Raw genomic sequence first — 25,081 nt, 5'->3', positions numbered from 1 at the left:
CTCGCCGCGGGCCAGCATCGGCTTGAGGATGCTCGCGGCGTCGATCGCGCCCTCGGCGGCACCCGCACCCACGAGGGTGTGGATCTCGTCGATGAACAGGATGATGTCGCCGCGGGTGCGGATCTCCTTGAGCACCTTCTTCAGGCGCTCCTCGAAGTCGCCGCGGTACCGGGAGCCGGCCACCAGGGCGCCGAGGTCCAGCGTGTAGAGCTGCTTGTCCTTCAGCGTCTCCGGCACGTCGCCCCGGACGATGTCCTGGGCCAGGCCCTCGACGACGGCCGTCTTGCCGACGCCGGGCTCGCCGATCAGCACCGGGTTGTTCTTGGTGCGGCGGGACAGCACCTGCATGACCCGCTCGATCTCCTTCTCGCGCCCGATGACCGGGTCGAGCTTGCCCTCGCGCGCGGCCTGCGTCAGGTTGCGGCCGAACTGGTCGAGGACGGCGGAGCCCGAGGGCTGGCCCTCCTGCGGGCCGCCGGCGGCCACGGGCTCCTTGCCCTGGTAGCCGGACAGCAGCTGGATGACCTGCTGGCGGACGCGGTTCAGGTCGGCGCCGAGCTTGCCGAGCACCTGGGCCGCGACGCCCTCGCCCTCGCGGATGAGGCCGAGCAGGATGTGCTCGGTCCCGATGTAGTTGTGGCCGAGCTGCAGCGCCTCGCGCAGCGACAGCTCCAGCACCTTCTTGGCGCGCGGCGTGAACGGGATGTGCCCGCTCGGGGCCTGCTGGCCCTCGCCGATGATCTCCTGGACCTGGGCGCGCACCGCGTCGAGCGAGATGTTCAGCGACTCGAGCGCCTTGGCCGCGACACCCTCCCCCTCGTGGATGAGACCCAGGAGGATGTGCTCGGTACCGATGTAGTTGTGGTTGAGCATCCGCGCCTCTTCCTGGGCGAGGACGACCACGCGACGGGCTCGGTCCGTGAATCTCTCGAACATGTGCACTCCTCACGAGCGGCGTGCTCGCCGGCGCGGTCGGGCTCTGCGGCCCGGTCTCCCACGCACGGCGAGGCGGCGTTGTTCGATGCTAACGGCGGGGGGTGCGTCGGGCGTCCCGTGTTCGCCCCTGGCGTGACGGGGCCCCTCCGGCGGCCCCCGCCGGCCGGCGTCAGTAGGTGAACCGCGCCACCCGGCCACGAAGGTCCTCGGACATCCGCGCGAGCTCGTGGATCGCGTCGCCCATCTGCCCGAGCGTCTGCGAGGACGTCGCCGTCGCCGACGCCACCCCGGTGATGTTCACCGCGATCTCGCCCGACCCCGTCGCCGCCTCGGCGACCGACCGGGACATCTCCGTCGTGGTCGCGGTCTGCTCCTCCACCGCGCTCGCGATCGTGAGCTGGTAGTCGTTGATGCTCGCGACGATCTCGGCGATCTCCCCGATGGCGGCGACGGCCCCGGCGGTGTCGCCCTGGATGGCCTCCACGCGCCGCGCGATGTCCTCGGTCGCCTTCGCCGTCTCCTGCGCGAGCTCCTTGACCTCCCCCGCGACGACCGCGAAGCCCTTGCCGGCCTCCCCGGCGCGCGCGGCCTCGATCGTGGCGTTCAGCGCGAGCAGGTTGGTCTGCTCCGCGATCGAGGTGATGACCTTGACGACGTTCCCGATCTCCTGGGACGACGCCCCGAGCCGGGCGACCTGCTCGTTCGTGACGGTCGCCGCGTCGGTGGCCTGGCCCGCGACCTTCGCCGCGTGCGAGGCGTTCTGCGCGATCTCGCGGATCGACGCGCCCATCTCCTCGGCGCCCGCCGCGACGGTCTGCACGTTCCGGGACACCTGCTCCGCGGCGGCCGCGACCACGCCCGCCTGCGCCGAGGTCTCGTCGGACCCCGCTGCGACCTGCGAGGACGCGGCCGACAGCTCCTCCGCCGCGGCCGCCACCGCCTGCGAGGTCTCCACGACCCCGGCCATCGTGGCGCGCAGGCTGGCCTGCGCCGAGGACAGCGCCGTCGCCATCTCGCCCAGCTCGTCGCGGGACCGGACGCCGGGCTCCCGCGTCAGGTCGCCCGTCGCCATCGCCTCCACGGACGCCCGGACCCGGGACGCCGCGCGGGCCATGCCCCCGGAGACCCGCAGGCCCGCGAACAGGGCCGCCAGCACGCCGGCGACCAGGAGCACCGCAGTCACCACGCGGCCGGTCGCGGCGGCGGACGCCGCGTCCTCGGTCGCCTGCACGGTGCGCTCGCCGAGCGAGCCGAGCAGCGCCGTGGTCGCGTCGCCGATCGCGTAGTAGACGTCGTAGCCGTCGCCGGTCACGAGCGCGTCCCCCGCGTCCAGCGCCTCGGGCGTGCCCTCCTGGTAGGCGGCCACCACCCGGTCGTCCACCGCGAAGAAGTCCTCCCACAGCGCGGCGACCTGCTCGAACGTCGCCGCCTCGTCAGCGGTCAGGCCGTCGGTGTCGACCGCGTCGAGCGCCGCCCGGAGCGTCTCGACGGAGTCGAGGTAGCCCGCGCGGTTGGGGCTGGCGGGCGCGACGGCCTCGGGGCCGCCGATCCGGCGGGTGTCCCACGCGTACGCGACCTGCCAGCCCGACACGTCGGAGTTCATCGTGCGGACCTCGCCGACCTCGGTCGACACCTCCTGCAGCTCCGCCAGCCGGTCGTTCGCCGCCGACACCCGGCCCAGGAACACCTGCGACCCGACGCCGGCCACCACGGCCGTCGCCACGCCGACCGCCGCGACCCCCAGGACCTTCGCCCGGAGCCCGCTGAACCGGCCCCGCCCGTTCGTCACCACACCCATGTCGCCGACCTCTTCCTGCCCGGCCCCTGCCGCCGTCCGGATCGGCGCGGCGGCGGGCGGCCTGAGCGGATCGACCGGGCGAAGGCGCGAGGCGTGGCTCACAGACGACGACGGGCCGGGCACGCCGCGGTGGCGTGCCCGGCCCGTCGCCGGAGCGGGGTGGTCAGAACCCGAGGGCGCTCATGTCCGCGATCTGGTCCGGCGTCGGCGCGGTGATCTCCACCGGCTCGCCCCAGCCCGAGAACGTGACCTCCGTGGTGGCCCCCGCGACCTCGGTGGTCACCCGGCGCATCAGGTCGTCCGCGTCGATCCAGTAGCTGTAGGTCAGCTCCGGCGGCAGCGTCGCGCCCGCGGCGGCCAGGTCCTCGGCGACGGACGCGTCGTTCAGCACCGAGGTGTCGACGACGACGGCGTACTCCTGCGCGAGGGCGCCGCCCACCTCCTGCGGCTCGCCGACCTTCTCGAACGACCTCACCGCGTCGCCCAGCCCGGCGAGCGTGCCGGTCGGGTCGAACTGGTCCTCCATGCCGCCGAACGCCTGCGACAGCGGGTTGCTGGTGTCGGCCGGGTCGATCTGCAGGTACTGGTCGCCGGTGAGCTCCGGCATCTGCATGTAGACCACGCCGCCGACCATGAGGAAGTCGATGGTGCCGCTGCCCGGGACCTCCATGGTCATGGCGATGTCCTGCGCGCCCTCGCCGTACCGGATCTGGCCGGAGGCCGTCTGCGTGACGCCCGCGGCCGCGGTCGTCATGTCCATCGTGACGGTGCCGGCGGACTGGGCCGCGGCGGTCACGCGCTCGATGAAGTCGTCCTGGGTCAGGTCGAAGTCGGACTCGACCTCGGCGACCTCCTCGGCCGGGGCGGACGCCTCGGCACCGGCCGCGGGCTTGTCCGCCTTCTCGCCGGAGTCGGAGGTGCAGGCGGACAGGCCCAGGACGGCGACGGCCGTCAGGGACAGGGCGGCGATGCCGCGCGAGACGCGCATGGAGGACTCCTCGGTCGTGGGGAGCCGCCCGCCGGTGGCGCGGCACGGGGGCGTGGCGTCGCCGCCGCCCCCTGCGCGCCGGCCGCGGCGCGGCTCGGTGCCCGACGACCGTATCCGCCCGGGCGACGACCGTGCGCGCGCTGTGCGGTCCCTGAGCGCGACGTCACCCGGACGGACCACGGCGGGCCGGCTGCGAGACTGGGCGCATGCCCACCACGACCGCGACCGAGCCCGTCCTCGACCCGCCCGCCCTGCCGGACGTCGACCAGGTGCGGCTCGTCGTCTCCGACATGGACGGCTCGCTGCTGGACGGCGACGGCCGGGTGCCGGACTCGTTCTGGCCGGTGCTGGACGAGCTGGAGCGCCGCGGGATCGCGTTCTCCCCGGCCAGCGGGCGGCAGTACGCCAACCTGCGCGAGCTGTTCGGCCCGCGCGGCGACGACCTCGTGTTCATCGCGGAGAACGGCTCGTTCGTGGTGCAGCACGAGCAGGCGCTGTCGACCGACCCGCTGCCCGCCGAGGCCGTGCCGGAGGTGGTCGGCCGCGTGCGCGCGCTGGCCGAGCGGGGCGTCGACGTCGGCCTGGTGCTCTGCGGGCAGCGGGCCGGCTACGTCGAGCGGGTCGGCGACGCGTTCGCCGAGCACGCGGGCCGGCACTACGCCCGGCTGGAGGAGGTCGCCGACGTGACGGCCGTCGACGACGTGGTGCTGAAGATCGCCGTCTTCGACTTCGGGTCGGTCGAGGAGGTCACCGCGCCGGCGTTCGACGACCTGGCCGGCCGGCTGCGCGTCGTGGTGTCCGGGCAGCACTGGATCGACGTGATGAGCCCCGCGGCCGACAAGGGCCACGCGCTGCGCCGGGTGCAGGAGCGGCTCGGCGTCACGCCGGGGCAGACGATGGCGTTCGGCGACTACCTCAACGACGCCGGGCTGCTCGACGCCGCCCGCTGGTCGTGCGCCATGGACAACGCGCACCCGGAGGTGCGGGCGCGAGCCCGGTACGTGGTGCCGGCGAACACCCGCAACGGCGTGACCCGGACGCTCGCCGCGGCGCTGGGGATGCCGCTCGCCGGCTGACCGGCCCCGCCGCGGCGGCCCGGAGCCCCCGCGCCACCAGCCGTCACCAGCCGTGCAGGACCGGCGCCTCGCCCGGGTAGGTCTCGAACACCGCGCGCTCGTCCGGCGTGAACGGCCGCGGCTGGTGCGACCCGCGGTCGAGCTGCACCATCCGTGACCGCGCGCGCAGGTAGACCACCGGCTCGGCCCCGCCCGGCCCCGCGACGTCCAGCACCTCGTAGCCGAAGTCGACCGACGACCGGCCGGTGCGCGGCACCCACACCTCGACGGCGATGGGCTCGGGCCGGAACGGCAGCGGCGCCAGGTACTCGATCTCGTGCTTGACGACGACCAGCAGCGAGTCGGTGGGCCGGCCCGCGGGGTCGACGCCCATCGACGGGAACAGCGCGAACCGGGCGTCGTCGAGGAACCGGAGGTAGGCCGCGTTGTTGACGTGCGCGAACAGGTCGACGTCCGACCACCGCACCTGCATCGTCACGCGTCCGCGCCGGCCGGGGGTGGGGGCGGTCTCGGTCACCGCCCCAGGGTAGGTCGCCGCGCGGCGGTCAGCCGTCCGCCGCGGCCCGGAGCGCCGCCACGTCGAGCTTCTGCATCGCGAGCATCGCCTGCATGGCCCGCTGCGCGCGCCCCGGGTCGGGGTCGCCCAGGAGCTCGTCGAGGACGCGCGGCACGATCTGCCAGGACAGGCCGTACGGGTCCTTGAGCCAGCCGCACTGCGACGGCTCTCCGCCGCCGGCGATCAGGCCGTCCCACAGCCGGTCGACCTCGTCCTGGGTGTCGACCGAGACGAAGAAGGAGAACGCCTCGGTGAACCGGAACTGCGGTCCGGCGTTCAGCGCCTCGACCGGCAGGCCGTCCAGCTCGAAGGACACCGACATCACCTGGCCGGCCAGCCCGCCGGGCGCGCCGTCCGGGTAGCGGCGGGTCGACGTCACGCCCGAGTTCGGGATCAGCGACGTGTAGAGCGCGGCGGCCTGCTCGGCCTGGGTGTCGAACCACAGGAACGGGTGCACGCTGGTCAGCACGGGAGGCCTCCTCGACTCGGGTACGGCGCCCAGTGTGCCCCCGGTGCTCGTCGCGCGCCGGGCGCCACCCGCCCGGGCGGGCTACGCGGGCTCGGCGAGCGCCGCGATCGCCCGCGCGGCGAACCGCGCCGTGCGCCGGGCCGCCTCGGTGTCCCGGTCCGCCAGCCAGACCGTGGTCAGCCCCTCGGTGGTCATCACCAGCCCGCGGGCCACCTCGTCGAGCGGCACCGTCCACCGGCTGCGGGCCGCGAGCGCCGCCGTCGCCAGGGTCGCCCGCGCGGAGTCCCGGTAGACCGCGTACTGCGCGACCACCGCCCCGCGCTGGCCCGGCGTCCGCATCGCGTACAGCGCGAGCTCCAGCAGCGCCTGCTCCCGCTCGGGCCGCTCAGCGAGCAGCTCGACGTAGCGCTCCAGGCCGCTCGCGATCACGTCCTCGAGCGCGGGCGGGTCCGCCGGCCCGGCGCCGGTCCCGTCGACCGTCGCCATCGGCAGCAGCCCGTACTCCGCCGCGCGGCGCTCCTGGGCGGTCACCTCGGCGATCACCGCCTCGATCAGGTGCTCCCGCGACGGGAAGGCGTAGTGCAGGCTCGCCAGCGACATCCCGGCCTCGGCGACGACGGCGCGCGTCGTCGCCGCCGCGACGCCGTCCCGCGCGATCACCCGCACCGCCGCGTCCACCAGCTCGCGCCGTCGTTCCGCCACCGCCATCCGCGGCATACCCAGCCACCCCCCTTGACCTGCCCGGGAGTCTGGCGCACGCGCCCCCGGCGCGTCACGGCGCCGCGCGGGCGCGCCGGCGGACCTCACCCGCCCGGGTCGCGGGCGGCGGCGCCGCGAGCCGGTGTCAGCGCGACGTGAGCGCCGTGTGAGCGGCGGGTCGCAGGGTGGTCGACGTCAACCAGGGAGGACCACCACCATGACCACATCCACCGGCGGCAGCGCGTGGGCCGTCGAGGCCCGCGGGCTCGTCAAGACCTTCGGCGACAACCGCGCGGTCGACGGCATCGACCTGCAGATCCGGACCGGGGCCGTCTACGGCTTCCTCGGCCCGAACGGCGCCGGCAAGACCACCACCATCCGCATGCTCGCGACGCTGCTGCGGCCCGACGCCGGCACGGCCACCGTGTTCGGCCGGGACGTGGCCCGCGAGGCGCAGGCGGTGCGGTCGCTGATCGGCGTCACCGGCCAGTACGCCTCGGTCGACGAGAGCCTGTCCGCGACCGAGAACCTCGTGCTGTTCGCGCGGCTGCTCGGCCTGTCCCGCGCCGACGCCCGCCGCACGTCCGCGGCCCTGCTCGACGAGTTCGGGCTGGCCGAGGCCGCCGCCCGGCCGCTGAAGAACTTCTCCGGCGGCATGCGCCGGCGCCTCGACCTGGCCGCCTCGCTCATCGCGCAGCCGCCGCTGATCTTCCTGGACGAGCCGACCACCGGCCTCGACCCGCGCACCCGCCTGCAGATGTGGGACACCGTGCGCCGCCTGGTCGCCGGCGGGTCCACCGTCCTGCTGACCACCCAGTACCTCGACGAGGCCGACCAGCTGGCCGACCGGATCGCCGTGATCGACCGCGGGCAGCTCGCGGCCGAGGGCACCGGCGCGGAGCTCAAGGCCTCCGTCGGCACCTCGCGGCTGCAGATCGGCCTGGCCGAGGCCGCCGACGAGCCCGAGGCGCTGCGGATCGCGCGCTCGGTGCTCGGGGTCGAGCCGACCCGTGCCCCCGACGGCCGGCTGTCCGCGCCCGTCCCCACCGCCGACTCCGCGGGCGACCTGCTGGTCGCCCTGCGGTCCGCCGGCATCCCGCTGCACGACATCGCCGTGCAGGAGCCCACGCTCGACGAGGTGTTCCTGACGCTGACCGGGCACGCCTCCGCGGCGCCCGCGCCGGCCGAGGACGCCCAGGACCGCGACCTCGAGGAGGCCCGCGCATGACCACCACGCTCACCCCCGCCCGGCCGGCGCGCCCCGCCGTCGACCCGCAGCAGCTGGCCGCCGCCGCGAGCAACCGCGTGACGCTCGGCGCCACCGTCCGGCAGTCGTTCTCGATGGGCTGGCGCGGCCTGCTCAAGGTCCGCCGCACGCCCGAGCAGCTGTTCGACGTGACCCTGCAGCCGATCCTGTTCACGCTGATGTTCACGTACATCTTCGGCGGCGCGATCGCCGGCGACGTGCAGTCCTACCTGCCGTTCTTCATCCCCGGCATCCTCGTGCAGACGGTCATCACGACGTCCGTCGTCACCGGCGTCCAGCTCCGCGAGGACATGGACAAGGGCGTGTTCGACCGGTTCCGGTCGCTGCCCATCGCCCGGATCGCCCCGCTCGCCGGCGCGCTGCTCGCCGACACCATCCGGTACCTCATCGCCACGACGCTGACGATGGTCATGGGCCTGATCATGGGCTGGCGGCCGGACGGCGGCGCCGTCGGGGTGGTGACCGCGGGGCTGCTGGTGATCGTCAGCGCGTGGGCGCTGTCCTGGATCTTCGCGTTCTTCGGCGTGATCGCCCGCTCCGCGTCGTCCGTGCAGGGCATCTCGATGATCGTGCTGTTCCCGCTGACCTTCGCGTCCAACGCGTTCGTCCCGGCGGACACGCTGCCCGGCTGGCTGAAGTCGTTCGTCGACGTGAACCCGGTGTCGCACCTGGTGACCGCGGCGCGGGACCTGACGGTCGGCAACGGGATCACCGCGGACGCGGGCTGGGCCCTGCTCGGGGCCGCGGTGGTGGTGGCCGTGTTCGCCCCGCTCACCGTGCGGGCCTACATGCGCCGGGCCTGACCGCCGGGCCCGACCGCCGGCCCCGACGACCGCGGCCGCGCGGCGGGGGTGGGGACGGAGCCCGATCAGGCCGTCCCCACCCCCGCCGCGCGCAGCAGCGCGATCGCCCGCAGCACGTCGTCCCCGTGCCCGAGCGCCGCCGCCGACGCCCGCGCGCGCTCGACGGCGTCCGCGCCGTACCGCGCCGCCGCGAGCGCCAGGTGGGGCGCCAGCACGCCGCACGGGAAGTCCTGCCGGGCGCCGATCCGCTCCGCGAGCGCCAGCAGCTCCAGCCCGCCCGGGTCCTCGGGGGCCACGGCGACCCGCCAGGTACCCACCCCGGTCAGCAGCGTGCCGAGCACGGGCCGGTCGGTGAACCCGGCGCGGCCGGTGAGGTCGTCCTCGCGGATCGCCCGCACGGCCGCGGCGAGCGCCGGCTCGTCCGCGCGACCCTCCAGCACGTGCGCCGCGAGGCACGCCCCCGCCGCGACCAGCAGCCAGGGACCCGAGTCGTCCCGGCCCGCCGCGCGCGCGAGCAGCGCCCGGTACCGGGCCAGCCCGCGGTCCACCTCGCCGCGGCCGCGCTCGGCCTCCGCGAGCCCGAGGCCGGACATGACCTCGGCGTCCCGCACGTCCGTGGTCGCCCGGGCGACGTCCTCGAACACCCGCTCCGCCTCGTCCCACTCGCCGAGGCTGAGCAGCGTGACCCCGTACACCTGCTCCAGGCTGTCCTCGAACGCCTGGACCATCAGGTCGCGGTGCGTGATCTGCGGCGCGGCCAGCGCCGTGCGCGCGGCGGTCAGCCAGTCCATCGCCTCGCGCGGCCGCAGGCTCTGGCTGTACGCGCCGGCGAGCGACACCGCGGCCATCACGGCGGTCCACGGGTCGTCGGTGTCGACCGCCAGGTGGTACGCCTCGCCCGCGTACCCGATCGACGCCTCGACGTCGGAGTCGTTCTCCGCGAGCGACCAGGAGGCCAGCAGCGCCAGCCGCCGGCTCGGCAGGTCGGTCGACTCCCGCGCGTCCGCGACCAGCCGCACCAGCGCGGCGGGGTCGGCGAACCGGTCGACGGCGTCGGCCAGCAGCCGCGCCACCGGGCGCAGGTCGCCCGCCGCCGCCCGGCGCACCGCCAGCCGGGCGCGGGCGCTGGCCCGGAGGTCGCCGAACATCAGCTCGGTGCCCGCCAGCATCGCCAGCGCGACCACCGCGGGCTCCGGGTCGCCGTCCGGCACCCAGCCGTCGGTCACCGCGAGCACGCCGCGCTGCACGTCCCGCAGCTCCTCGTGCGCGCCCTGCAGCATCCAGCGCAGCCCGACGACCGCGAACAGCGCCAGCACCGCGTCCGGCCGGCGGGTGCCCTCCGCGAGCTCGCGGCGCAGCAGCGCCACCAGGTTGTCGTGCTCCACGTCGCCGACGGGGTCCAGCAGCACCCGCTCGGGGCTGCCCGCGCGCCGGACGATCCCCGACGCGACGTCCCCCGCCCAGCGGAGCACGGCGTCCCGCAGCCGGTCCTCCTCGCCGAGGGCCCGCACCTCGCGCTGGCCGAACTCCCGGACCGTCTCGAGCATCCGGTACCGGACCTCGCCGGTCCGCGGCTCCTCCTCGACCCGGAGCAGCGACTGCGCCACGAGCGCGTCGAGGTCGTCCAGCACCGCCGTCTCGTCGGCCTCCCCGTGCTCCTCCGCCGCCACCGCGAGCGCCGCCGGCAGGCCGAACCCGTCCGGCAGCACCGCGGCCCGGCGGCACAGCGCCCGCTGCCGCTCGGTCAGCAGGTCCCAGGACCAGGCGATGACCGCCCGCAGCGTGCGGTGCCGCTCCGGCGTCCCCGCCCCGCCGGACACGAGCAGCGCGAACCGGTCGGACAGCCGGCGCTCGACCTCCACCACGGTGAGCGAGCGGGTCCGCGCGGCGGCGAGCTCGATCGCCAGCGGCAGCCCGTCCAGGCGGGCGCACAGCCGCTCGACGACGTCCGCGGGCAGCGTCACGCCGGGCCGCACGGCGGTCGCCCGCTCGGTGAACAGCCGGACCGCCGCGCCGGGCCCGCCGTCGGCGTCGCGGGTCGGCAGCGGGTCCAGCGGGTGCACCCGCTCCCCGGGCACGCCGAGCGGCGCGCGGCTGGTCGTCAGCACCTGGACGCCGGGCAGCGTGCCGACCACGTCCGCCACCCAGGTCGCGACGCCCGCGAGCACCTGCTCGCAGTTGTCCAGCACCAGGAGGGTCGGCTGCTCGCCGAGCCGGTCCAGCACCCGCTCGGCGAGGGGGCGCAGCCGCTGGTCGGCCACGCCAGCGCGCCGCGCCGCGGCCTCGGGCACCTGGAGCGCGCCCGCGAGCGCCGGCAGCACGTCCGGGTCGTCGCGCACGGCGGCCAGCTCGGCGACGTACACGGCGCGGGACCGGCCGGCGGCGCGGCGGGCGACCTCCTGCACGAGCCGGGTCTTGCCCAGCCCGCCGGTGCCGAGCACGGTGACGACCGGGGCCGCGCCGAGCAGCGCCTCGACCGCGGCGACGTCGGCGTCCCGGCCGATGAGGGCGTTGGGCGCGACGCGGAGGCCGTGGCCCGCGGGGGCGGCGGCGGGTGCGGGGGCGGGCGCCGGGCGAGCCGCCGGCCGGGGCGGCGCCGACCCGGCCAGCAGCTCCAGGTGGAACGCGGCCACCTCCGGCGCCGGGTCCGTGCCGAGCGCGTCGCGGAGCCGCTGCCGGTACGCCCCGAAGGCCGCGACCGCCTCCGTGCTCCGGCCCGCCGCGTGCAGCGCCCGCATCCGGAGCAGGTGCGCCCCGTCGTCGAGCGGGGCGAGCGCGAGCAGGTCCTGCGCCGCCGCGAGCGCCCCCGCGTCGCCGAGGTCGAGCAGCGCCGCGGCCCGCACCCGCAGCAGGTCCCGGCGCAGCCCGTCCGCGCGCGCGGCGAGCGCGGCCACGAGGTCGGGCGCCGTGGCGCCGGTGCCGGGCTCGCCGTCCCACAGGGCGAGGGCCGCGCCCGTCCCGGCGGACGCCCCCGCGGCGTCGCCCGCCGCCAGCGCGGCCCGGGCCGCCGCGAGCGCGTCGGCGGCCCGCAGCAGGTCCACAGCCCCGCGGGCCACGCCGAGCGCGTAGCCCGCGGCGGTGGACGCGAGCAGCCCCGGGTGGGCGCCGCGGACCCGGGACACGAGGGTCTGCAGCGCCGCCCGGCCCGACGCCGGCGCGCCGTCCGGCCAGGTCTCGTCCACCGCCCGGGCGGTCGACAGCCCGCGGGGCTCGAGCGCGAGCGCGAGCAGCAGGTTCGCGCCCAGCCCGGTGACGGGCAGCAGCGCGCCGCCGGGGCCGGCCGCGCGGACCTGGCCCAGGACGGTCAGCCGCAGCGGGCCGGCCGCGGGCGCGGCCTCCGCCGCGGGCTCGGGCGCGGGCTCGGGCGCGGGACCAGGCACCGCGGCAGTCTAGGTCGCGCGGCCCCCTCAGAAGGTGAAGGCGGCCACCCGGGTGCGCAGGTCCTCGGAGGTGCCGGCCAGGCCCCGCACCTGGGTGTCGACCTGCCCCACCACCGACGCCACGTCGGCCGTGGCGTCCGTCAGCCCCGTGAGGTTCGCGGCGATCTCCCCGGACCCCGCCGCGGCCTCCGCGACGCCGCGGCTCATCTCGGCCGTCGTGGCGGTCTGCTCCTCGACCGCCGACGCGATGGCGACCTGGAAGTCGTTGATGTCGCCGATGATCCGGGCGATCTCGCCGATCGCCGTCACCGCCTGCTCGGAGTCGGCCTGGATCGCCTCGACCCGGCGCGCGATGTCCTCGGTCGCCTTCGCCGTCTCCTGGGCGAGCTCCTTCACCTCGCCCGCGACGACCGCGAAGCCCTTGCCCGCGTCGCCCGCCCGGGCCGCCTCGATGGTGGCGTTGAGGGCGAGCAGGTTGGTCTGCTCCGCGATCGTGGTGATCACCTTGACCACGTTGCCGATCTCGGTCGAGCTGGTGCCGAGCTGCGCGACCGTGCCGTTGGCCGTCTCGGCGACCTCCGTGGCGTGCGCCGCGACCCGGGCCGCCTGGTTCGCGTTCTGGGCGATCTCCCGGATGCTGGCGCCCATCTGCTCGGCGCCGGCGGCGACCGCCTGCACGTTGCGGGACACCTGCTCCGCCGCGGCGGCCGTGACGCCGACCTGCGCGCTGGTGGCGTCCGAGCCCGCGCCGACCCGGGTCGAGGCCGACGACAGCGCGTCGACCGCGCTCCCCACCCGGTCGGTGGTCCGGACGACGCCGGCGAGGGTGTCCCGCACGGCGGCCTGCGCCACGTCGAGCGACTCCCCGAGCCGGGCGAGCTCGTCCGACCCGCGCAGGTCGCAGGACCGCGTCAGGTCGCGCGCCGCGATCCCGTCGACGACCTCCCCCACGGCGGCGAGCCGCTGCCGGACGCGGCGGCCGAGGCCGAGCCCGAGGCCGAGCGAGAGGACGGCGCCGACGCCGATCAGCGCGCCGACCTCGACCGTGGTGCGGGTGCTGGTCGAGGACGCCGCGGCGATGGAGGCGTCGATGGCGCCGTACGCGTCGTCCAGCAGCACGCCGAGCGCGTCCGTCAGGTCGGCGTTGGCCGCCTGGTACCGCTCCGTCACCGGGGCGATCTCGGCCGGCGGCAGCGCCGACAGGTCGTCCAGCACGATGTCCCGCACCACGCCCCACTGCGCGCCGACCTCGTCGAGCGCGGGCTGCTGGTCGGCCGGGATCGCCAGGCCCCGCAGCGTCGCGAGCGCGTCGTCCGCCTCGGCGACCTCGGCGTCCCGGTCCTGCTCGGCGGTCGGGTTGACCTCCGGCGCCAGCGTGAGGGCGGTGTTGTAGGCGACGGCGCCCTTGATGCCCGACTGCAGCCGGCCCGCGGCCTGCACCAGCTCCACCTGCGTGTCGCGCAGGTCGGCGAGCGCGCCGCGCTGCTCCGCGAGGGCCTGCAGGCCGACGACGCCGGCCGCACCTCCCGCGACGACGGCGACGGCCACCGCCCCGACCATCTTGGTCGCGAGCGAGCGGCGGAGCGGGGTGGCGTGACGGTCCATGTCGGGGCCTTCCTCCTGAGGGGGTACAGCAGGAAGGTTCGGCCGCCGGACGCGCGTCCTGAGGGGTTCGGCCGGATGAATGCGCAGGTCAGAGGCGCTTCTCGCCTCTCGGGCATGCGGCCGCCGGGCCCCGATCGGGACCCTCGTCGGACCCGGCGCCCGGCGCCTGGGGTGCGCAGCGGCGACGACGCAGGCAGGGGGCTGCGCCGTCGCCGCGCGCTCCCGCCATGGTGGTCCCCGTCACCCCGGGCCGACCGGGACGTCGGTCCCGGGGCGCGCACGGTAGGTTGAGCCCATGCGCCTGCACGTCGCCGACCACCCGCTCGTCGCCCACAAGCTGTCGGTGCTCCGGAACAAGGAGACGTCGTCCCCGACGTTCCGGAAGCTCGTCGACGAGCTGGTGACCCTGCTGGCGTACGAGGCGACCCGCGAGGTCCGCACGGAGCCCGTCGAAGTCGTGACCCCCGTGGCCACCACCACCGGCGTCAAGATCGCCGAGCCGCTGCCGCTCGTCGTGCCGATCCTGCGCGCCGGCCTCGGCATGCTCGACGGCATGACCCGCCTGATGCCGACCGCCGAGGTCGGATTCCTCGGCATGCAGCGCGACGAGACCACGCTCGAGGCCATCACCTACGCCAACCGGCTGCCGGACGACCTCACCGGCCGGCAGTGCTTCCTGGTCGACCCGATGCTCGCCACCGGCGGCACGCTGGTCGCGGCGATCGAGTACCTGTTCGACCGCGGCGCCCGCGACGTCACGGCGGTCTGCCTGCTCGCGGCGCCCGAGGGCCTCAAGGTCGTCGAGGACGCCGTCGGCGACCGCGGCGACGTGACCGTGGTGGTCGCGGCCGTGGACGAGCGCCTGGACGAGAACGCGTACATCATCCCGGGCCTCGGCGACGCCGGCGACCGGCTGTACGGCGTCGTCTGACGCCCGCCGCGGGGCCCGCCGGCCCCGCCCTGCCCGCCGACGCCCGCCGTCATCGGGTCTCGGCCGCTGAGACCGCGGGCGGAAAGCCCTTGGCCCCGTCCGCGGCTGCTGCCACCATCGGGGGCGTGATCCTCCGCCGACGCCAGACCGACGCCTCCCGGGCGTCCGTCGGCGTACGCCCGGGAGCGCATCGCACGCGCTGTTGGTCCTGACGCCCCGCCGTCCCCCGACCACCACCCCGGCCGCCCGCCCGCGCGGCGGCCCCCGCGCACCCCCGGAGCACACCGTGGCACGACCCCGCACCCCCGCACCCCCGGCGCCGCCCGCGCCGGTCCCGGCACCGACCCGCGCCGACGGCACCGCCGGCCGGGCCGGCTTCGTGCTGTACGTCGGCCTGCAGGGCGACGCGCCGGGGCTCGACGCCGGGCACGCGGCCGACCTCGCCGAGGTGGCCGAGGCGCTGCGCGACCTGGCCCGCGACCTGCTGCCGACCGCCGAGACGTTCACGGCGCTGTCCCTGGTGCCCGCCGGGCGGGAGGACGACGTGCAGAGCATCCGGCGCCGGCTCGCCGGGCTGCGCCCGCTCGGGGACGCGGCCGAGACGGCCTGAGGCGCGTCGGGCCGCCCGTCGCCCAGGGGCCCGGCGGCGCGGGCGGAGCACCCAGCGGACCGCGCCGCGGGGGACCCGGGCGGCACCTGGGTGCCCACCCGGCCCCGGGTCCCGCCCCTCACTCCGGGCCGAACGCCACCCAACATGGGGGCGGATGCTACTCATCGGTCTACAGCCGGCCGGCGATCGGGCCTAGCGTGATCTGTGCGACGACCACCGCGGCCCGGCCTCTCGGGTCCGGCCCCCGCGAGGTCTCGCCGCCGTCCCGGCGTTCGCCCCCCTGGCGCCGGGCGGCCTGGCCGGTCCCCGGTCCGAGCACGACAAGGCCCCCTGCCACGGGCCGGGGACCGGCCACCTGACGTGCGACGCCACCGGCGTCGCACGCGCGGCCCGGGCAGCGGGTGCGGCGCCCGGGCCGCGCTCCTACCGTGGGGGCATGCGCATCGCCATCGCCGGAGGCCACGGTCAGATCGCCCGCCGACTGAGCAGGCTGCTCGCGGAGCGGGGTGACACGCCGCTCGCGATCGTGCGGAACCCCGACCACGTCGCCGACGTCGAGGCGGACGGCGCGACCGCGGTGCTGCTCGACCTGGAGTCGGCCGACGCGGACGCCCTCGCGGCGCAGCTCGCCGACGCCGACGCGGTCGTGTTCGCCGCCGGCGCCGGCCCGGGCAGCGGCACCGACCGCAAGGACACCGTCGACCGGGGTGCCGCCGCGCTGCTCGCGGACGCCGCCCAGCAGGCCGGCGTCCGGCGCTACCTGCTCGTCTCCTCCGTCGGCGCGGGCGCCGAGCCGCCGGCCGGCACCGACGAGGTGTTCGCCGCCTACCTGCGCGCCAAGACCGCCGCCGAGGAGGACCTGCGCGGCCGCGACCTCGACTGGACGATCCTCCGCCCGGGCGGCCTGACCGACGACGCCGGCACCGGGCACGTGCGCCTGGGCGTCGAGGTCCCGCGCGGGCAGGTGCCGCGCGACGACGTGGCCGCCGTGCTCGTCGGGCTGCTGGACGAGCCCCGCACGGCCGGCCTGGTGCTGGAGCTGTCCGAGGGCGCGACCCCGCTCGCGGCGGCGATCGCCGCGGCCACCGAGCGCGAGGACTGACCCCCCGGGGGGGGGTGGGGCCCGGGCGCGCCGCGCCCCCACGAGACCTGACAGTGGACGCTTGTGACGAACACGCCGTCGGCGTGTCGGTCACGACGTTCCACTGTCGCCGCAGCGGCGACCGTTCCGCTGGGCTGCTGGCGCAGCCCGGCCACCCCCGGGGCAGGAGCGCGGCCCCGCCCCCGGCGAGGGGGACGGGGCCGTCGACCGTCCTGGGCGCGGTCGGCGCGCGGCCGGGCTGGGGGGCTCGCCGCGGGCGCCGACCGGCGCGATCAGGCCGGCGCGTAGGTGAGGCAGTCGGCCAGGTCGTGGCCGGCGCCCACGCGCACGGCGTCCGCCGCGCAGGTGAGGTGCGCGTTGTGGGTGCAGTCCGCGCGCTGGCAGGCGCCGACGTGCGAGACGACACGGTCGAGCCCGCCCTTGACGTTCAGCGGGATGAACGTCGCGCACTTCGCGTCCCCGGCCGAGCCGGCGATCGTGATGGCGGCGGCGCTGCACGCGTGCTCGTGGTTGTACGAGCACCCGTCGACGGAGCACTCGGAGACGGGCGGCTGGTCCATGAGGGTGCTCATGGCGGGACCTCCGGGTCGATGGGGGCGTACCTGTCCTGACCCGGTCGATGGTAGGCCGACGATTTCCGCGCGTCTAGCGAGGAAGGCCTGGCTAACCCACGTATCCGCAGGTCACCGCGCTGACATTCACCAAAGAAAGTCCCGCGCTGCCGCCGTGCTGGCATTTCCCAACACCGGCGTCACCTATTTCCGGTCGAGCAGCCGCGGACCGACCCGCCGGAGCAGCGCCGCCGTCGCCCGGCGCAGCAGCACGCCCACCACCGCGGCCGGCACCGCCACGGCCCAGACCCGCCCGTCGGTGGGGTCCAGGACGAACAGCCGCTGGCCGAGCGGCGTGCCGACCGCGAGCGCCATGCCCAGCACCATCGCGGCGACCAGGCCCACCTTCCACGGCCGCAGCGGCCGGGCCACCTCGACCAGCACGTCGAACGCGGTGAGCACCAGCGCGAGGAACGCGGCCGTGGCGGTCAGCACGTGCTCGGCCTGGCCGTCGCCGATCACCGCGCGCGCCACGACGTACCCGCCGTAGGCCGCCGCCGCCACCGCCACGCCGCCCGGGACCGCGGCGGTCAGCACCCGCCGCACGAACCCCGGCCGGGCGGCCTCCTGGTTCGGCGCCAGGCCCAGGACCGTCGCGGGGATGCCGATCGTGAACCAGGCGATGAGCGTGATGTGCCGGGGCAGCAGCGGGAACGGGACGGCGCTGACCGCGACGACCAGCGCGAGCAGGATCGAGTACACCGTCTTGGACAGGAACAGCGTCGCGACCCGTTCGATGTTCGCGATGACCCGCCGACCCTCGGCGACGACGTGCGGCAGCGTGGCGAAGTCGCTGTCGAGCAGCACGATCCGCGCCACCGCCCGCGCGGCCGGGCTGCCGTTGCCCATCGCCACGCCCACGTCCGCGTCCTTGAGCGCGAGCACGTCGTTCACGCCGTCGCCGGTCATCGCGACGGTGTGCCCGCGGGCGGTGAGCGCCCGCACCAGCCCGCGCTTCTGCTCCGGCGCCACCCGGCCCAGCACGACCGCCGACTCCGCGGCGTCCGCGAGCGCCTCCGGGTCCTCGGGCAGCTCCCGGGCGTCCAGCACGGCGCCGGCGGGCAGCCCCACCTGGCCCGCCACCGCGGCGACGGCGTTCGGCGCGTCGCCGGAGACGACCTTGACCGCGACCCGCTGCCGCGCGAAGTACTCGAGCGTGCCCGCGGCCTCGGGGCGGATGCGCTGGTCGAGCACCACGAGCGCGGCGGCGCGCCGGCCCTCCGGCAGCGCCGTCGCGTCGAGCGCGCCGTCCAGCGCGGCGAGCGCCAGGACCCGGCGCCCCTGCCGGGACTCCTCGGCGACCCGGTCCAGCGCCGGGTGCCCGGGGGGCAGGAGCACGTCCGGCGCGCCGAGCGCCCAGGCCGGGCCGTCGGCGGTCCGCACGCCGGCCCAACGGCGCGCGGAGGAGAACGGCACGACGCCCGTCGTCACCGCCCCGGGCCGGTCGCCGACGTGCTCCAGCACCGCGCGCAGGCTGGCGTTGGGCCGCTCCTCGGCGGCGCCGAGCGTGGCGAGCACCGTCGTCACCTGCTCCGCGGAGAGCGCGGGGTCCAGCAGGTCGACCGACCGGACGCGCATCCCGTCCTCGGTCAGCGTGCCGGTCTTGTCGAAGCACACGACGTCGACCCGGGCGAGCGACTCCATCGCGGGCAGGTCCTGCACCAGGCACTGCCGGCGACCGAGCCGGACCACCCCGACGGCCATCGCGACGCTCGTCATCAGCACCAGGCCCTCGGGCACCATCGGGACGACGGCGGCGACCATCCCGCGCAGGGCGTCGCTCGGGGGCTGGCTGTTGATCGAGAGCTGGTTCACCACGGTCAGCGCCGCGACGGGCACCAGGGCCCAGGTGATGTACCGGAGGATGCGGTCGATGCCCGCGCGCAGGTCCGACGACGGCTTCTTGAACGCGGACGCCTCCCGGGACAGCCGCGCGGCGTACGCGTCCTCCCCGACCCGGCCCGCGCGCAGCACCCCCGCGCCGGCCACGACCACGCTGCCCGACAGCAGCCGATCCCCGGGCCCGGGCAGCACCGGCTCGGACTCCCCGGTCAGCAGCGACTCGTCGACCTCCAGGCCCGACGTGCCGACCAGGTCGCCGTCGACCGGCACCTGGTCCCCCGCGGCGAGCCGCACCAGGTCGTCGACGACGAGCTCCGCGGGGTCGAGCTCGACGACCCCGGCGGCGCGCTGCACCGTCACCGGCGACCGGTTCAGCAGCGCCAGCCGGTCCAGCGTCCGCTTGGCGCGCACCTCCTGGATCATCCCGGCCGCGCTGTTCACCACGATCAGCAGCCCGAACAGGCCGTCGAGCAGGTGCCCGGTGCTCAGCACGACGAGGAACAGCACGAGGTAGATCGCGTTCACCCGGGTCAGCGTGTTGCTGCGCACGATCTCCGCGAGGCTGCGGCTGGTGCCGGTGTCGACGCGGTTCACGTCGCCGCGGTCGACCCGCGCGCGGACCTCCTCGGCCGTCAGCCCGCCGACGACCTCGGCCTCCCGGTGCACCATGCCCCCGACGGTATCCGGGCCCCCGCCCGGCCCGGCACCCGCACTCACGCGGCCGCCGGCACGGACGGCTCCGCGCGGCGCGCCCGCGGCCGCGCGGCGTCCACCTCGGCGTTCAGCACACCGCCGAGCAGCACGGCGATGCTGGACAGCCAGATCCACAGCGCCCCGGCCAGGACGAGGCCGAGCATCTGCGCGGCCGCCTGCACCACGGCCGCGCTCCCGGCGTCGGCGCCGGGCGTCTCCGGCACGGCGAGGGCGACGTACGCGACGAACCCGGTCGACACCAGCAGCACCCCGACCGTCCCCGCCACCGCGCCCGGCAGGCAGCGCCGCCAGGTGCTGACGACGTTCGGCGCGTACCGGTAGAGCAGGGTGAGGAACGCGCCGCCCAGCGCGAGCACCGCGGGCCAGCGCAGCACCGACCACGCCGCGCGGAACGCGTCGCCGAGCCCGAGCCGCGCCGCGAGCGCGTCGCCCCCGCCCAGCAGCGGCCCCACGACGACCAGCAGCAGCACCGCGACCATCGTGACGAGCGCGCCGATCGTGAACGCGAACCCGAGCAGGTACTGCACCACGACGTTCTGCCGGGACTCCACGCGGTAGGCGTCGTCCAGCGCCCGCACGGCGGCGCGGAACACCCGGCTGGCCAGGTACAGCGTGACGAGCAGCGCGCCCAGCGCGAACCCGCCGCGCTGCTCGTCCAGCAGGCCGTCGACCAGGGGCGCCAGCACGTCGCTCGCCACCTGCTGCGCGAACACCGTCGCCAGGCCCTCGACGACGGTGGTCCGGATCTCGTCCACCTGCTCGTCGCCGAGCAGCGGCCGCAGGTAGCCGAGGCTGGCGCCGAGCGCGGTGGCGATGGGCACCAGCGAGATCAGCGCGTAGTACGTCATCTCGGCCGCCAGGCCGGTGATCCGCACCTCGCCCGACCGCACCACGGAGCGCACCGCGAGCGACGCGACGCCCCAGCCGCGCACCGTCAGCGGGTGCCGGTCGGCGAGCGCCACGGCCCGCTCCCCCACGGTCCGCGCGCCCGCACGCCGGGCCCGCCGGCGCGCCAGCCGCGGCCGGACGGCCCCCACGAGCCACCCCGCGGCGGCGATCGCCGCGGCGCCGGAGGCGACCGCGACCGACCCGGCGAGCAGCGTGCGCCCCGCTCCCCCGCCCACGTCCGCCAGGGCGAGGCCCACGACGCCCGCGACCGACCAGGCGAGGATCGTCGTCGCCGGGACGGGCAGCCGGTCGCGGACCCACCCGGACCGGCGCGACAGCACGGCGACGGCGAGGCCGGCGAGCACGAGGACGAGGAGCACGGCGGCGGCTCAGGCCCGGGCGACCGGCGCGGGCGGGAGGGTCGGCATGCAGCGACCCTACGGGGCGACCCCTTCTGTCAATCCCGCACACGCGGTAGGTTTTCAGCCAGACCCGCGCCGAGGCGGCCCGCCCCGGCGCACGCGACGACGCGCACGGATCGGAGCCGCACCATGCCGGGAACGACGCCCCCCGCACCCCAGCGGGCGCACGCGGTCCTCTGGGACCTCGACGGTGTCCTCGCCGACACCGAGGCCCTGCTGCTCGAGGCCGAGCGCGACGCGTTCGCCGCCTACGGCGCCGAGGTCACGACGGAGTTCAAGCGGTCGTTCGTCGGGCGGGGCGGCACCCGGGTGCTGGCCGCCATGGCCGAGGCGCTCGGGGTCGACGCCGACCTCGACGACCTGGCCCGGCGCAAGCTCGACGGCTACGCCCGGCGGCTGCCGTTCCTCCAGGGGTTCCCGCAGACCCGGGCGATGGTGCGGCAGCTGGACGCGGCGGGCGTCCCGCAGGCGGTGGCGTCGGGCTCGCCGGCGGAGGCGATCCGCGCGGCGCTGCACCTGGTCGGGCTCGCCGACGTCCTCACGACCGTCGTGTCCGCCGACGAGGTCGCCGCGGGCAAGCCGGCACCCGACGCGTTCCTCGAGGCCGCCCGCCGGCTGGGGGTCGCGCCGGCCGGCTGCGTCGTGGTCGAGGACGCGGTGCCCGGGGTGCTCGCCGCCGCGGCGGCCGGGATGCGGTGCGTGGCGATCCCGTCGGTCGTCGACCCGCTCGACCCGCGGTTCGCGGCGGCGGACGTGGTGGTCGCGGGCGGGATGGCCGCGGTCGACCCCGAGGCCCTGGTGGGCTGGGCGCTCGGGGACGACCGCGGCGCCGCGCGACCCGCCTGAGCCGGCCGCCCGACGCGCGGGCTCAGGCCGGCATCCGGTCCGCGTACACCCGGAACTCGCCCCGCTCGACATGCATGGCCCACAGCCGGCCGGCCAGCACGGCGGGTTCGTGGGTGGGGTGCCCGGGCTCGATGCCGCCGGGGATGATCAGCTGCCCGACGTGCACGCCCTCGGGCGCCAGCTCCGCGTGCAGCATCTGGGCGTACGCCGCCTCCGCGGCGAACGCGACGGAGGTCCCGGCGACCCGCGGGTTGGGCCGCACCGCGCTGCCGCCGTTCGCGAGCAGCACCGACCCGCCGCCCTGCTCCCGCATCCCCGGGAGCACCCGGGCGACGGCGGTCCGCAGCCCGTGCAGCGAGAACGCCAGCGCGGCGTCGAGGTCCTCGGCCGTGGTGTCGAGCACCGGCTTCAGGTACTCCCGGGCGGGGAGCGGGCTGTACTGCAGCACCGCGACCGGCCCGAGGTCGGCGGCCGCGGCGTCGAGCGCGGCGCCCAGCGCGTCGGGGTCGCGGACGTCGGCGGCGTACCCCCGGGCGGTCGCGCCCTCGGCGGCCAGCGCGTCGGCCAGGTCGTCGACGTGCTCCTGGGTGCGGGACACGAGCGCGACCGACAGGCCCTCGGCGGCGAACCGGCGGGCGACGGCGGCGCCGAGGCCCGGCCCCGCGCCCACGACGGCGATGGTGGCGGTCACCGGGCGAACAGCTCCTTCGCGAGCGTGAGGGCGGAGACGGCGCGGGGCCACCCGGCGTAGAACGCCACGTGCGTGATCGCCTCGACGATCTCCTCCCGGGTCAGGCCGTTGTCCAGGCCCATCGGGATGTGCGCCCGCAGCTGCTCGGTGTTCCCGGCGGTGACCAGGCTGGTGATGGTGACGAGCGAGCGGTCGCGCGGCGAGAGCTCCGGGCGCGCCCAGACCTCGCCGAAGAGCACGTCGTCGGTCAGGTGCACGAACGCCGGGGCGATGTCGCCCACCATGCGCTGCATCGGGGAGTCGGTCATCAGGTTCTCCTTCGGGGGTGGGCGGGACCGCGTCAGAGCGCGGACGAGTCGAAGCCGGTCGGGCGGACCAGCCGCGCCGGCACCCCGGCCACGACCGTGTCGGGGGCGACGTCCTTCGTGACGACGGCGCCGGCGCCGACCACCGCCCCGTCGCCGATCGTCACGCCGGGGACGACCGTCACCGCGGCGCCGACCCACACCCGGCGGCCGATGACGACCGGGGCGGGCGTCATGTCGGCGCGGCGGGCCGGGTCGAGCGCGTGGTTCAGCGTGGTCAGCGTCGTGCCGTGGCCGATCAGCGTGCCCTCGCCGATCCGGATGCCGCCGGTGTCCTGGAACCGGCAGCCCTGGTTGATGAACACCCCGGGGCCGAGGACCAGGTTCTTGCCGAACTCGGTGGAGAACGGCGGGAACAGCGCGACCGAGTGCTCGACGGGCCGGCCGGTGAGCCGGGACAGCAGGGCGCGCACCTCCTCCGGGGCGTGGTAGCCGCCGGTGAGCTCGGCGACCACCCGGAGCGCGTCCTGGGCGGCGTCGTGCATGAACGCGTGCTCCGCCGAGCCGCCGACGATCGTGCGGCCGGCGTCGACGTGGGCGAGGAAGGCGGTCAGGTCCACGGGCGGTCCTCCGGGTCGGTGGTCGGTCGGCCCCGGCGGCGGGCGCCGGGGCCGACGGGTGCGGTCAGGGGCGGAGCATGACTTTGAGCGCCTCGCGGGCGTCCATGGCCCGGTAGCCCTCGGCGGCGTCGTCGAGCGAGACGGTCCGGTCGAACACCCGGCCCGGGTCGATGGTGCCGTCGAGCACCTGCCGGATCGCGTCCTCGAGGTACGCGCGGACGGGCGCGGGACCGCCGTTGAGCGTGATGTTCCGGCCGAACAGCGAGCCGAACCCGACCGGGGCGTCCTCGTACTGCGGGACGCCGACGCGGGAGATGACGCCGCCGGACCGGACGACGCCGTAGGCCTGCTCGTAGGCGGGCATGTGGCCGACGGCCTCCAGCACGACGTGCGTGCCCGCGCCGCCGGTCAGGTCGAGGACGCGCGCGACGCCCTCCTCGCCGCGCTCGGCGACCACGTCGGTCGCGCCGAACTCGCGGCCCAGGTCGGTGCGGGCGGCGTGCCGGCCCATGAGCACGATCCGCTCGGCGCCCCGCTGCTTCGCGGCGAGCACGGCGGAGAGGCCGACCGCCCCGTCGCCGATGACGGTGACGGACTTCCCGGGCTCGACCCGGCCCATGAACGCGGCGTGGTAGCCGGTCAGGTACACGTCGGACAGGGTCAGCAGCGACGCCAGCAGCGACTCGTCCGCGGTCGCCGGGTTGACGTCCGGGACGACGACGAGGCTGCCGTCGGCCAGCGGGATGCGGGACAGCTCGGCCTGCAGGCCGTTGGTCTGCGGGGTGGCGTAGAACCCGCCGTGCGGGCACGCGGTCTGGAAGCCGTCGCGGCAGATCGCGCAGGTGTTGTCGCTGAACGCGAACGGGGCGATGACGAAGTCGCCCTTCGTGACCGAGGTGACGGCCGAGCCGGTCTCCTCGACGACGCCGATCAGCTCGTGGCCCATCGACTGGCCCCGCTCCGAGGCGGGCATCGAGTGGTACGGGTGCAGGTCCGAGCCGCAGACGCACGCGCGGACCGTGCGGACGATCGCGTCGGTGGGCTGCTGGACGACGGGCTCGGCGGTCTGCTCGACGCGGACGTCGCCGGCGCCGTACAGGAAGGTGGCACGCATCGGGTGGGGATCTCCTCGGGGAGGGGTGTCGGGTGCCCCTCCACCATGCCCCCTCCGCGCCGCGGAATCGCCGCCGGGCGGGCCCTCAGCCGGGCCCTGTCAGTACCCCTCTCGGCGCTCCCCCCGCTCCGGGGCCGGGGGCGCCGGCCCGGTCACGCCGAGGCGACGACCTTCCAGCCCGGGCCCGTGATCAGCAGCGCCTCGTCGTCGCACAGCGGCACCAGCTCGTGGTCCGACCCGTACCGGTCGAGCGTGCGGCCGATGAGCTCCAGCGGGTACGGCGGCAGCTTGCCGTCGGCGTGCGGGACGACGACCGCGTCGGTGAGCCCCAGCCCGCGCCGGTCGGTGAGCCCCGGCGCCTCCGCGGGGTCGTCCATGAGCGTCGCCGGCTCGGCGCTGGGGCCCGCGACGATCGACCCGGCGCTGGAGCCGACGTACGGCAGCCCGGCGCGGACCCGCTCGGTGACGACCGCGTCCGCCCCGGAGGACCGCAGCGCGTCGAGCAGGGCGAAGGTGTTCCCGCCCGCGACGTAGAGCGCGTCGACGCCGTCGAGGGCGCTCGCGACGTCCGGCGCGGTCGCGCCGGTGAGGCGGACGTCGACGACCGCGTGCCCGAGGGCGGCGACCCGGTCCCGCTCCGCGACGGCCCAGGGGGCGGCCGCGTCGGCGCGGGCGGCGTCGGGGACGTAGCCGATGGTCAGCGGGCGGTCGGCCGGGGCGCGGTCGGGGCGGGCGTGGTCGGCGAGGAAGGCGGGCACGGCGCCGTGGCCGAGCGAGAGCAGCAGCAGGGAGGGCACGGTCGCGACGG

23 protein-coding genes are annotated in these 25,081 nt (G+C 76.6%); 7 read left to right on the top strand and 16 right to left on the bottom strand.

What is annotated here, in order from left to right; all coding sequences use genetic code 11:
* The 3 genes from VER05_RS03985 to VER05_RS03975 all read right to left on the bottom strand — a co-directional run.
* Positions 1-936 (bottom strand): Clp protease N-terminal domain-containing protein (locus tag VER05_RS03985; RefSeq protein ID WP_324844098.1); only part of this gene is annotated, 936 nt, incomplete at its 3' end.
* A gap of 169 nt (positions 937-1,105) precedes the next feature.
* Complete coding sequence (locus VER05_RS03980; RefSeq protein WP_324844097.1) at positions 1,106-2,734, bottom strand: methyl-accepting chemotaxis protein; 1,629 nt, start codon at positions 2,732-2,734, stop codon at positions 1,106-1,108.
* Between the two features lie 163 nt (positions 2,735-2,897).
* Entirely contained in the window at positions 2,898-3,722 is an 825-nt protein-coding gene (locus tag VER05_RS03975) for a hypothetical protein (protein WP_324844096.1), read from the bottom strand.
* A 206-nt stretch (positions 3,723-3,928) separates the two neighbouring features.
* On the opposite strand from VER05_RS03975, the gene VER05_RS03970 reads away from it, so the two are divergent.
* Positions 3,929-4,798: a Cof-type HAD-IIB family hydrolase gene (locus VER05_RS03970; protein WP_324844095.1), complete on the top strand. Its 870-nt coding sequence runs from the start codon at positions 3,929-3,931 to the stop codon at positions 4,796-4,798.
* A gap of 43 nt (positions 4,799-4,841) precedes the next feature.
* On the opposite strand, the gene VER05_RS03965 is transcribed toward VER05_RS03970, so the two are convergent.
* The 3 genes from VER05_RS03965 to VER05_RS03955 all read right to left on the bottom strand — a co-directional run bounded on the left by VER05_RS03965 (position 4,842) and on the right by VER05_RS03955 (position 6,531).
* A complete protein-coding gene (locus tag VER05_RS03965) occupies positions 4,842-5,315 on the bottom strand; it encodes a thioesterase family protein (RefSeq protein ID WP_324844094.1) in 474 nt (157 codons plus the stop codon).
* A gap of 28 nt (positions 5,316-5,343) precedes the next feature.
* The gene (locus VER05_RS03960; protein WP_414647543.1) at positions 5,344-5,823 is read right to left on the bottom strand and encodes a VOC family protein; all 480 of its coding nucleotides are present in this window, start codon (positions 5,821-5,823) and stop codon (positions 5,344-5,346) included.
* Positions 5,824-5,904: 81 nt separating this feature from the next.
* Positions 5,905-6,531 carry a TetR/AcrR family transcriptional regulator gene (locus VER05_RS03955; RefSeq protein ID WP_324844102.1) on the bottom strand — a complete coding sequence of 209 codons (627 nt, stop codon included), beginning with the start codon at positions 6,529-6,531 and terminating at the stop codon, positions 5,905-5,907.
* Between the two features lie 208 nt (positions 6,532-6,739).
* On the opposite strand from VER05_RS03955, the gene VER05_RS03950 reads away from it, so the two are divergent.
* Together VER05_RS03950 and VER05_RS03945 are read left to right on the top strand one after the other, a co-directional pair.
* A complete protein-coding gene (locus VER05_RS03950; RefSeq protein ID WP_324844093.1) occupies positions 6,740-7,750 on the top strand; it encodes an ATP-binding cassette domain-containing protein in 1,011 nt (336 codons plus the stop codon).
* Positions 7,747-8,592, top strand: a complete 846-nt coding sequence (locus VER05_RS03945; RefSeq protein WP_324844092.1) for an ABC transporter permease — start codon at positions 7,747-7,749, stop codon at positions 8,590-8,592. The genes VER05_RS03950 and VER05_RS03945 overlap by 4 nt, the downstream gene beginning before the upstream one ends.
* 65 nt (positions 8,593-8,657) lie before the next feature.
* Here the strand turns inward: VER05_RS03945 and VER05_RS03940 are convergent, their stop codons facing one another.
* Positions 8,658-11,972 carry an AfsR/SARP family transcriptional regulator gene (locus VER05_RS03940; RefSeq protein ID WP_324844091.1) on the bottom strand — a complete coding sequence of 1,105 codons (3,315 nt, stop codon included), beginning with the start codon at positions 11,970-11,972 and terminating at the stop codon, positions 8,658-8,660.
* Positions 11,973-11,999: 27 nt separating this feature from the next.
* Positions 12,000-13,577: a methyl-accepting chemotaxis protein gene (locus VER05_RS03935; RefSeq protein ID WP_324844090.1), complete on the bottom strand. Its 1,578-nt coding sequence runs from the start codon at positions 13,575-13,577 to the stop codon at positions 12,000-12,002.
* Positions 13,578-13,872: 295 nt separating this feature from the next.
* Between VER05_RS03935 and upp the strand changes: the two genes are divergently transcribed.
* The 3 genes from upp to VER05_RS03920 all read left to right on the top strand — a co-directional run bounded on the left by upp (position 13,873) and on the right by VER05_RS03920 (position 16,220).
* Positions 13,873-14,508, top strand: coding sequence for a uracil phosphoribosyltransferase (gene upp / locus VER05_RS03930; protein ID WP_324844089.1), 636 nt, complete (start codon positions 13,873-13,875; stop codon positions 14,506-14,508).
* 286 nt (positions 14,509-14,794) lie between these two features.
* Positions 14,795-15,118 carry a hypothetical protein gene (locus VER05_RS03925; RefSeq protein ID WP_324844088.1) on the top strand — a complete coding sequence of 108 codons (324 nt, stop codon included), beginning with the start codon at positions 14,795-14,797 and terminating at the stop codon, positions 15,116-15,118.
* 436 nt (positions 15,119-15,554) lie between these two features.
* A complete protein-coding gene (locus VER05_RS03920) occupies positions 15,555-16,220 on the top strand; it encodes an NAD(P)H-binding protein (protein WP_324844087.1) in 666 nt (221 codons plus the stop codon).
* Positions 16,221-16,492: 272 nt separating this feature from the next.
* On the opposite strand, the gene VER05_RS03915 is transcribed toward VER05_RS03920, so the two are convergent.
* From VER05_RS03915 to VER05_RS03905, 3 genes are all read right to left on the bottom strand, one after another.
* Complete coding sequence (locus tag VER05_RS03915; RefSeq protein WP_324844085.1) at positions 16,493-16,792, bottom strand: DUF1540 domain-containing protein; 300 nt, start codon at positions 16,790-16,792, stop codon at positions 16,493-16,495.
* A 183-nt stretch (positions 16,793-16,975) separates the two neighbouring features.
* Positions 16,976-19,342 (bottom strand): HAD-IC family P-type ATPase, encoded by a 2,367-nt coding sequence (locus VER05_RS03910; RefSeq protein ID WP_324844084.1) that lies wholly within the window; start codon positions 19,340-19,342, stop codon positions 16,976-16,978.
* Between the two features lie 44 nt (positions 19,343-19,386).
* Positions 19,387-20,655, bottom strand: coding sequence for a YihY/virulence factor BrkB family protein (locus VER05_RS03905; RefSeq protein WP_324844083.1), 1,269 nt, complete (start codon positions 20,653-20,655; stop codon positions 19,387-19,389).
* Between the two features lie 171 nt (positions 20,656-20,826).
* Here VER05_RS03905 and VER05_RS03900 point away from each other — a divergent pair, with 171 nt between their 5' ends.
* Entirely contained in the window at positions 20,827-21,543 is a 717-nt protein-coding gene (locus tag VER05_RS03900; RefSeq protein WP_324844082.1) for an HAD family phosphatase, read from the top strand.
* Positions 21,544-21,565: 22 nt separating this feature from the next.
* On the opposite strand, the gene VER05_RS03895 is transcribed toward VER05_RS03900, so the two are convergent.
* The 5 genes from VER05_RS03895 to VER05_RS03875 all read right to left on the bottom strand — a co-directional run bounded on the left by VER05_RS03895 (position 21,566) and on the right by VER05_RS03875 (position 25,070).
* The gene (locus tag VER05_RS03895) at positions 21,566-22,234 is read right to left on the bottom strand and encodes an SDR family NAD(P)-dependent oxidoreductase (RefSeq protein WP_324844081.1); all 669 of its coding nucleotides are present in this window, start codon (positions 22,232-22,234) and stop codon (positions 21,566-21,568) included.
* Positions 22,231-22,542 carry a carboxymuconolactone decarboxylase family protein gene (locus VER05_RS03890; protein WP_324844080.1) on the bottom strand — a complete coding sequence of 104 codons (312 nt, stop codon included), beginning with the start codon at positions 22,540-22,542 and terminating at the stop codon, positions 22,231-22,233. The genes VER05_RS03895 and VER05_RS03890 overlap by 4 nt, the downstream gene beginning before the upstream one ends.
* 32 nt (positions 22,543-22,574) lie before the next feature.
* Positions 22,575-23,159 carry a DapH/DapD/GlmU-related protein gene (locus VER05_RS03885; RefSeq protein WP_324844079.1) on the bottom strand — a complete coding sequence of 195 codons (585 nt, stop codon included), beginning with the start codon at positions 23,157-23,159 and terminating at the stop codon, positions 22,575-22,577.
* A gap of 64 nt (positions 23,160-23,223) precedes the next feature.
* Positions 23,224-24,273, bottom strand: a complete 1,050-nt coding sequence (locus tag VER05_RS03880) for a zinc-binding dehydrogenase (protein WP_324844078.1) — start codon at positions 24,271-24,273, stop codon at positions 23,224-23,226.
* Positions 24,274-24,425: 152 nt separating this feature from the next.
* The gene (locus VER05_RS03875) at positions 24,426-25,070 is read right to left on the bottom strand and encodes a Type 1 glutamine amidotransferase-like domain-containing protein (protein WP_324844077.1); all 645 of its coding nucleotides are present in this window, start codon (positions 25,068-25,070) and stop codon (positions 24,426-24,428) included.
* Positions 25,071-25,081: the final 11 nt, after the last annotated feature.

It is taken from the genome of Cellulomonas sp., from assembly GCF_035634735.1.
Lineage (GTDB): Bacteria > Actinomycetota > Actinomycetes > Actinomycetales > Cellulomonadaceae > Cellulomonas.
The sequence above is the reverse complement of the archived record's forward strand: the minus strand, read 5'-3'. Positions and strand labels throughout refer to the sequence as shown.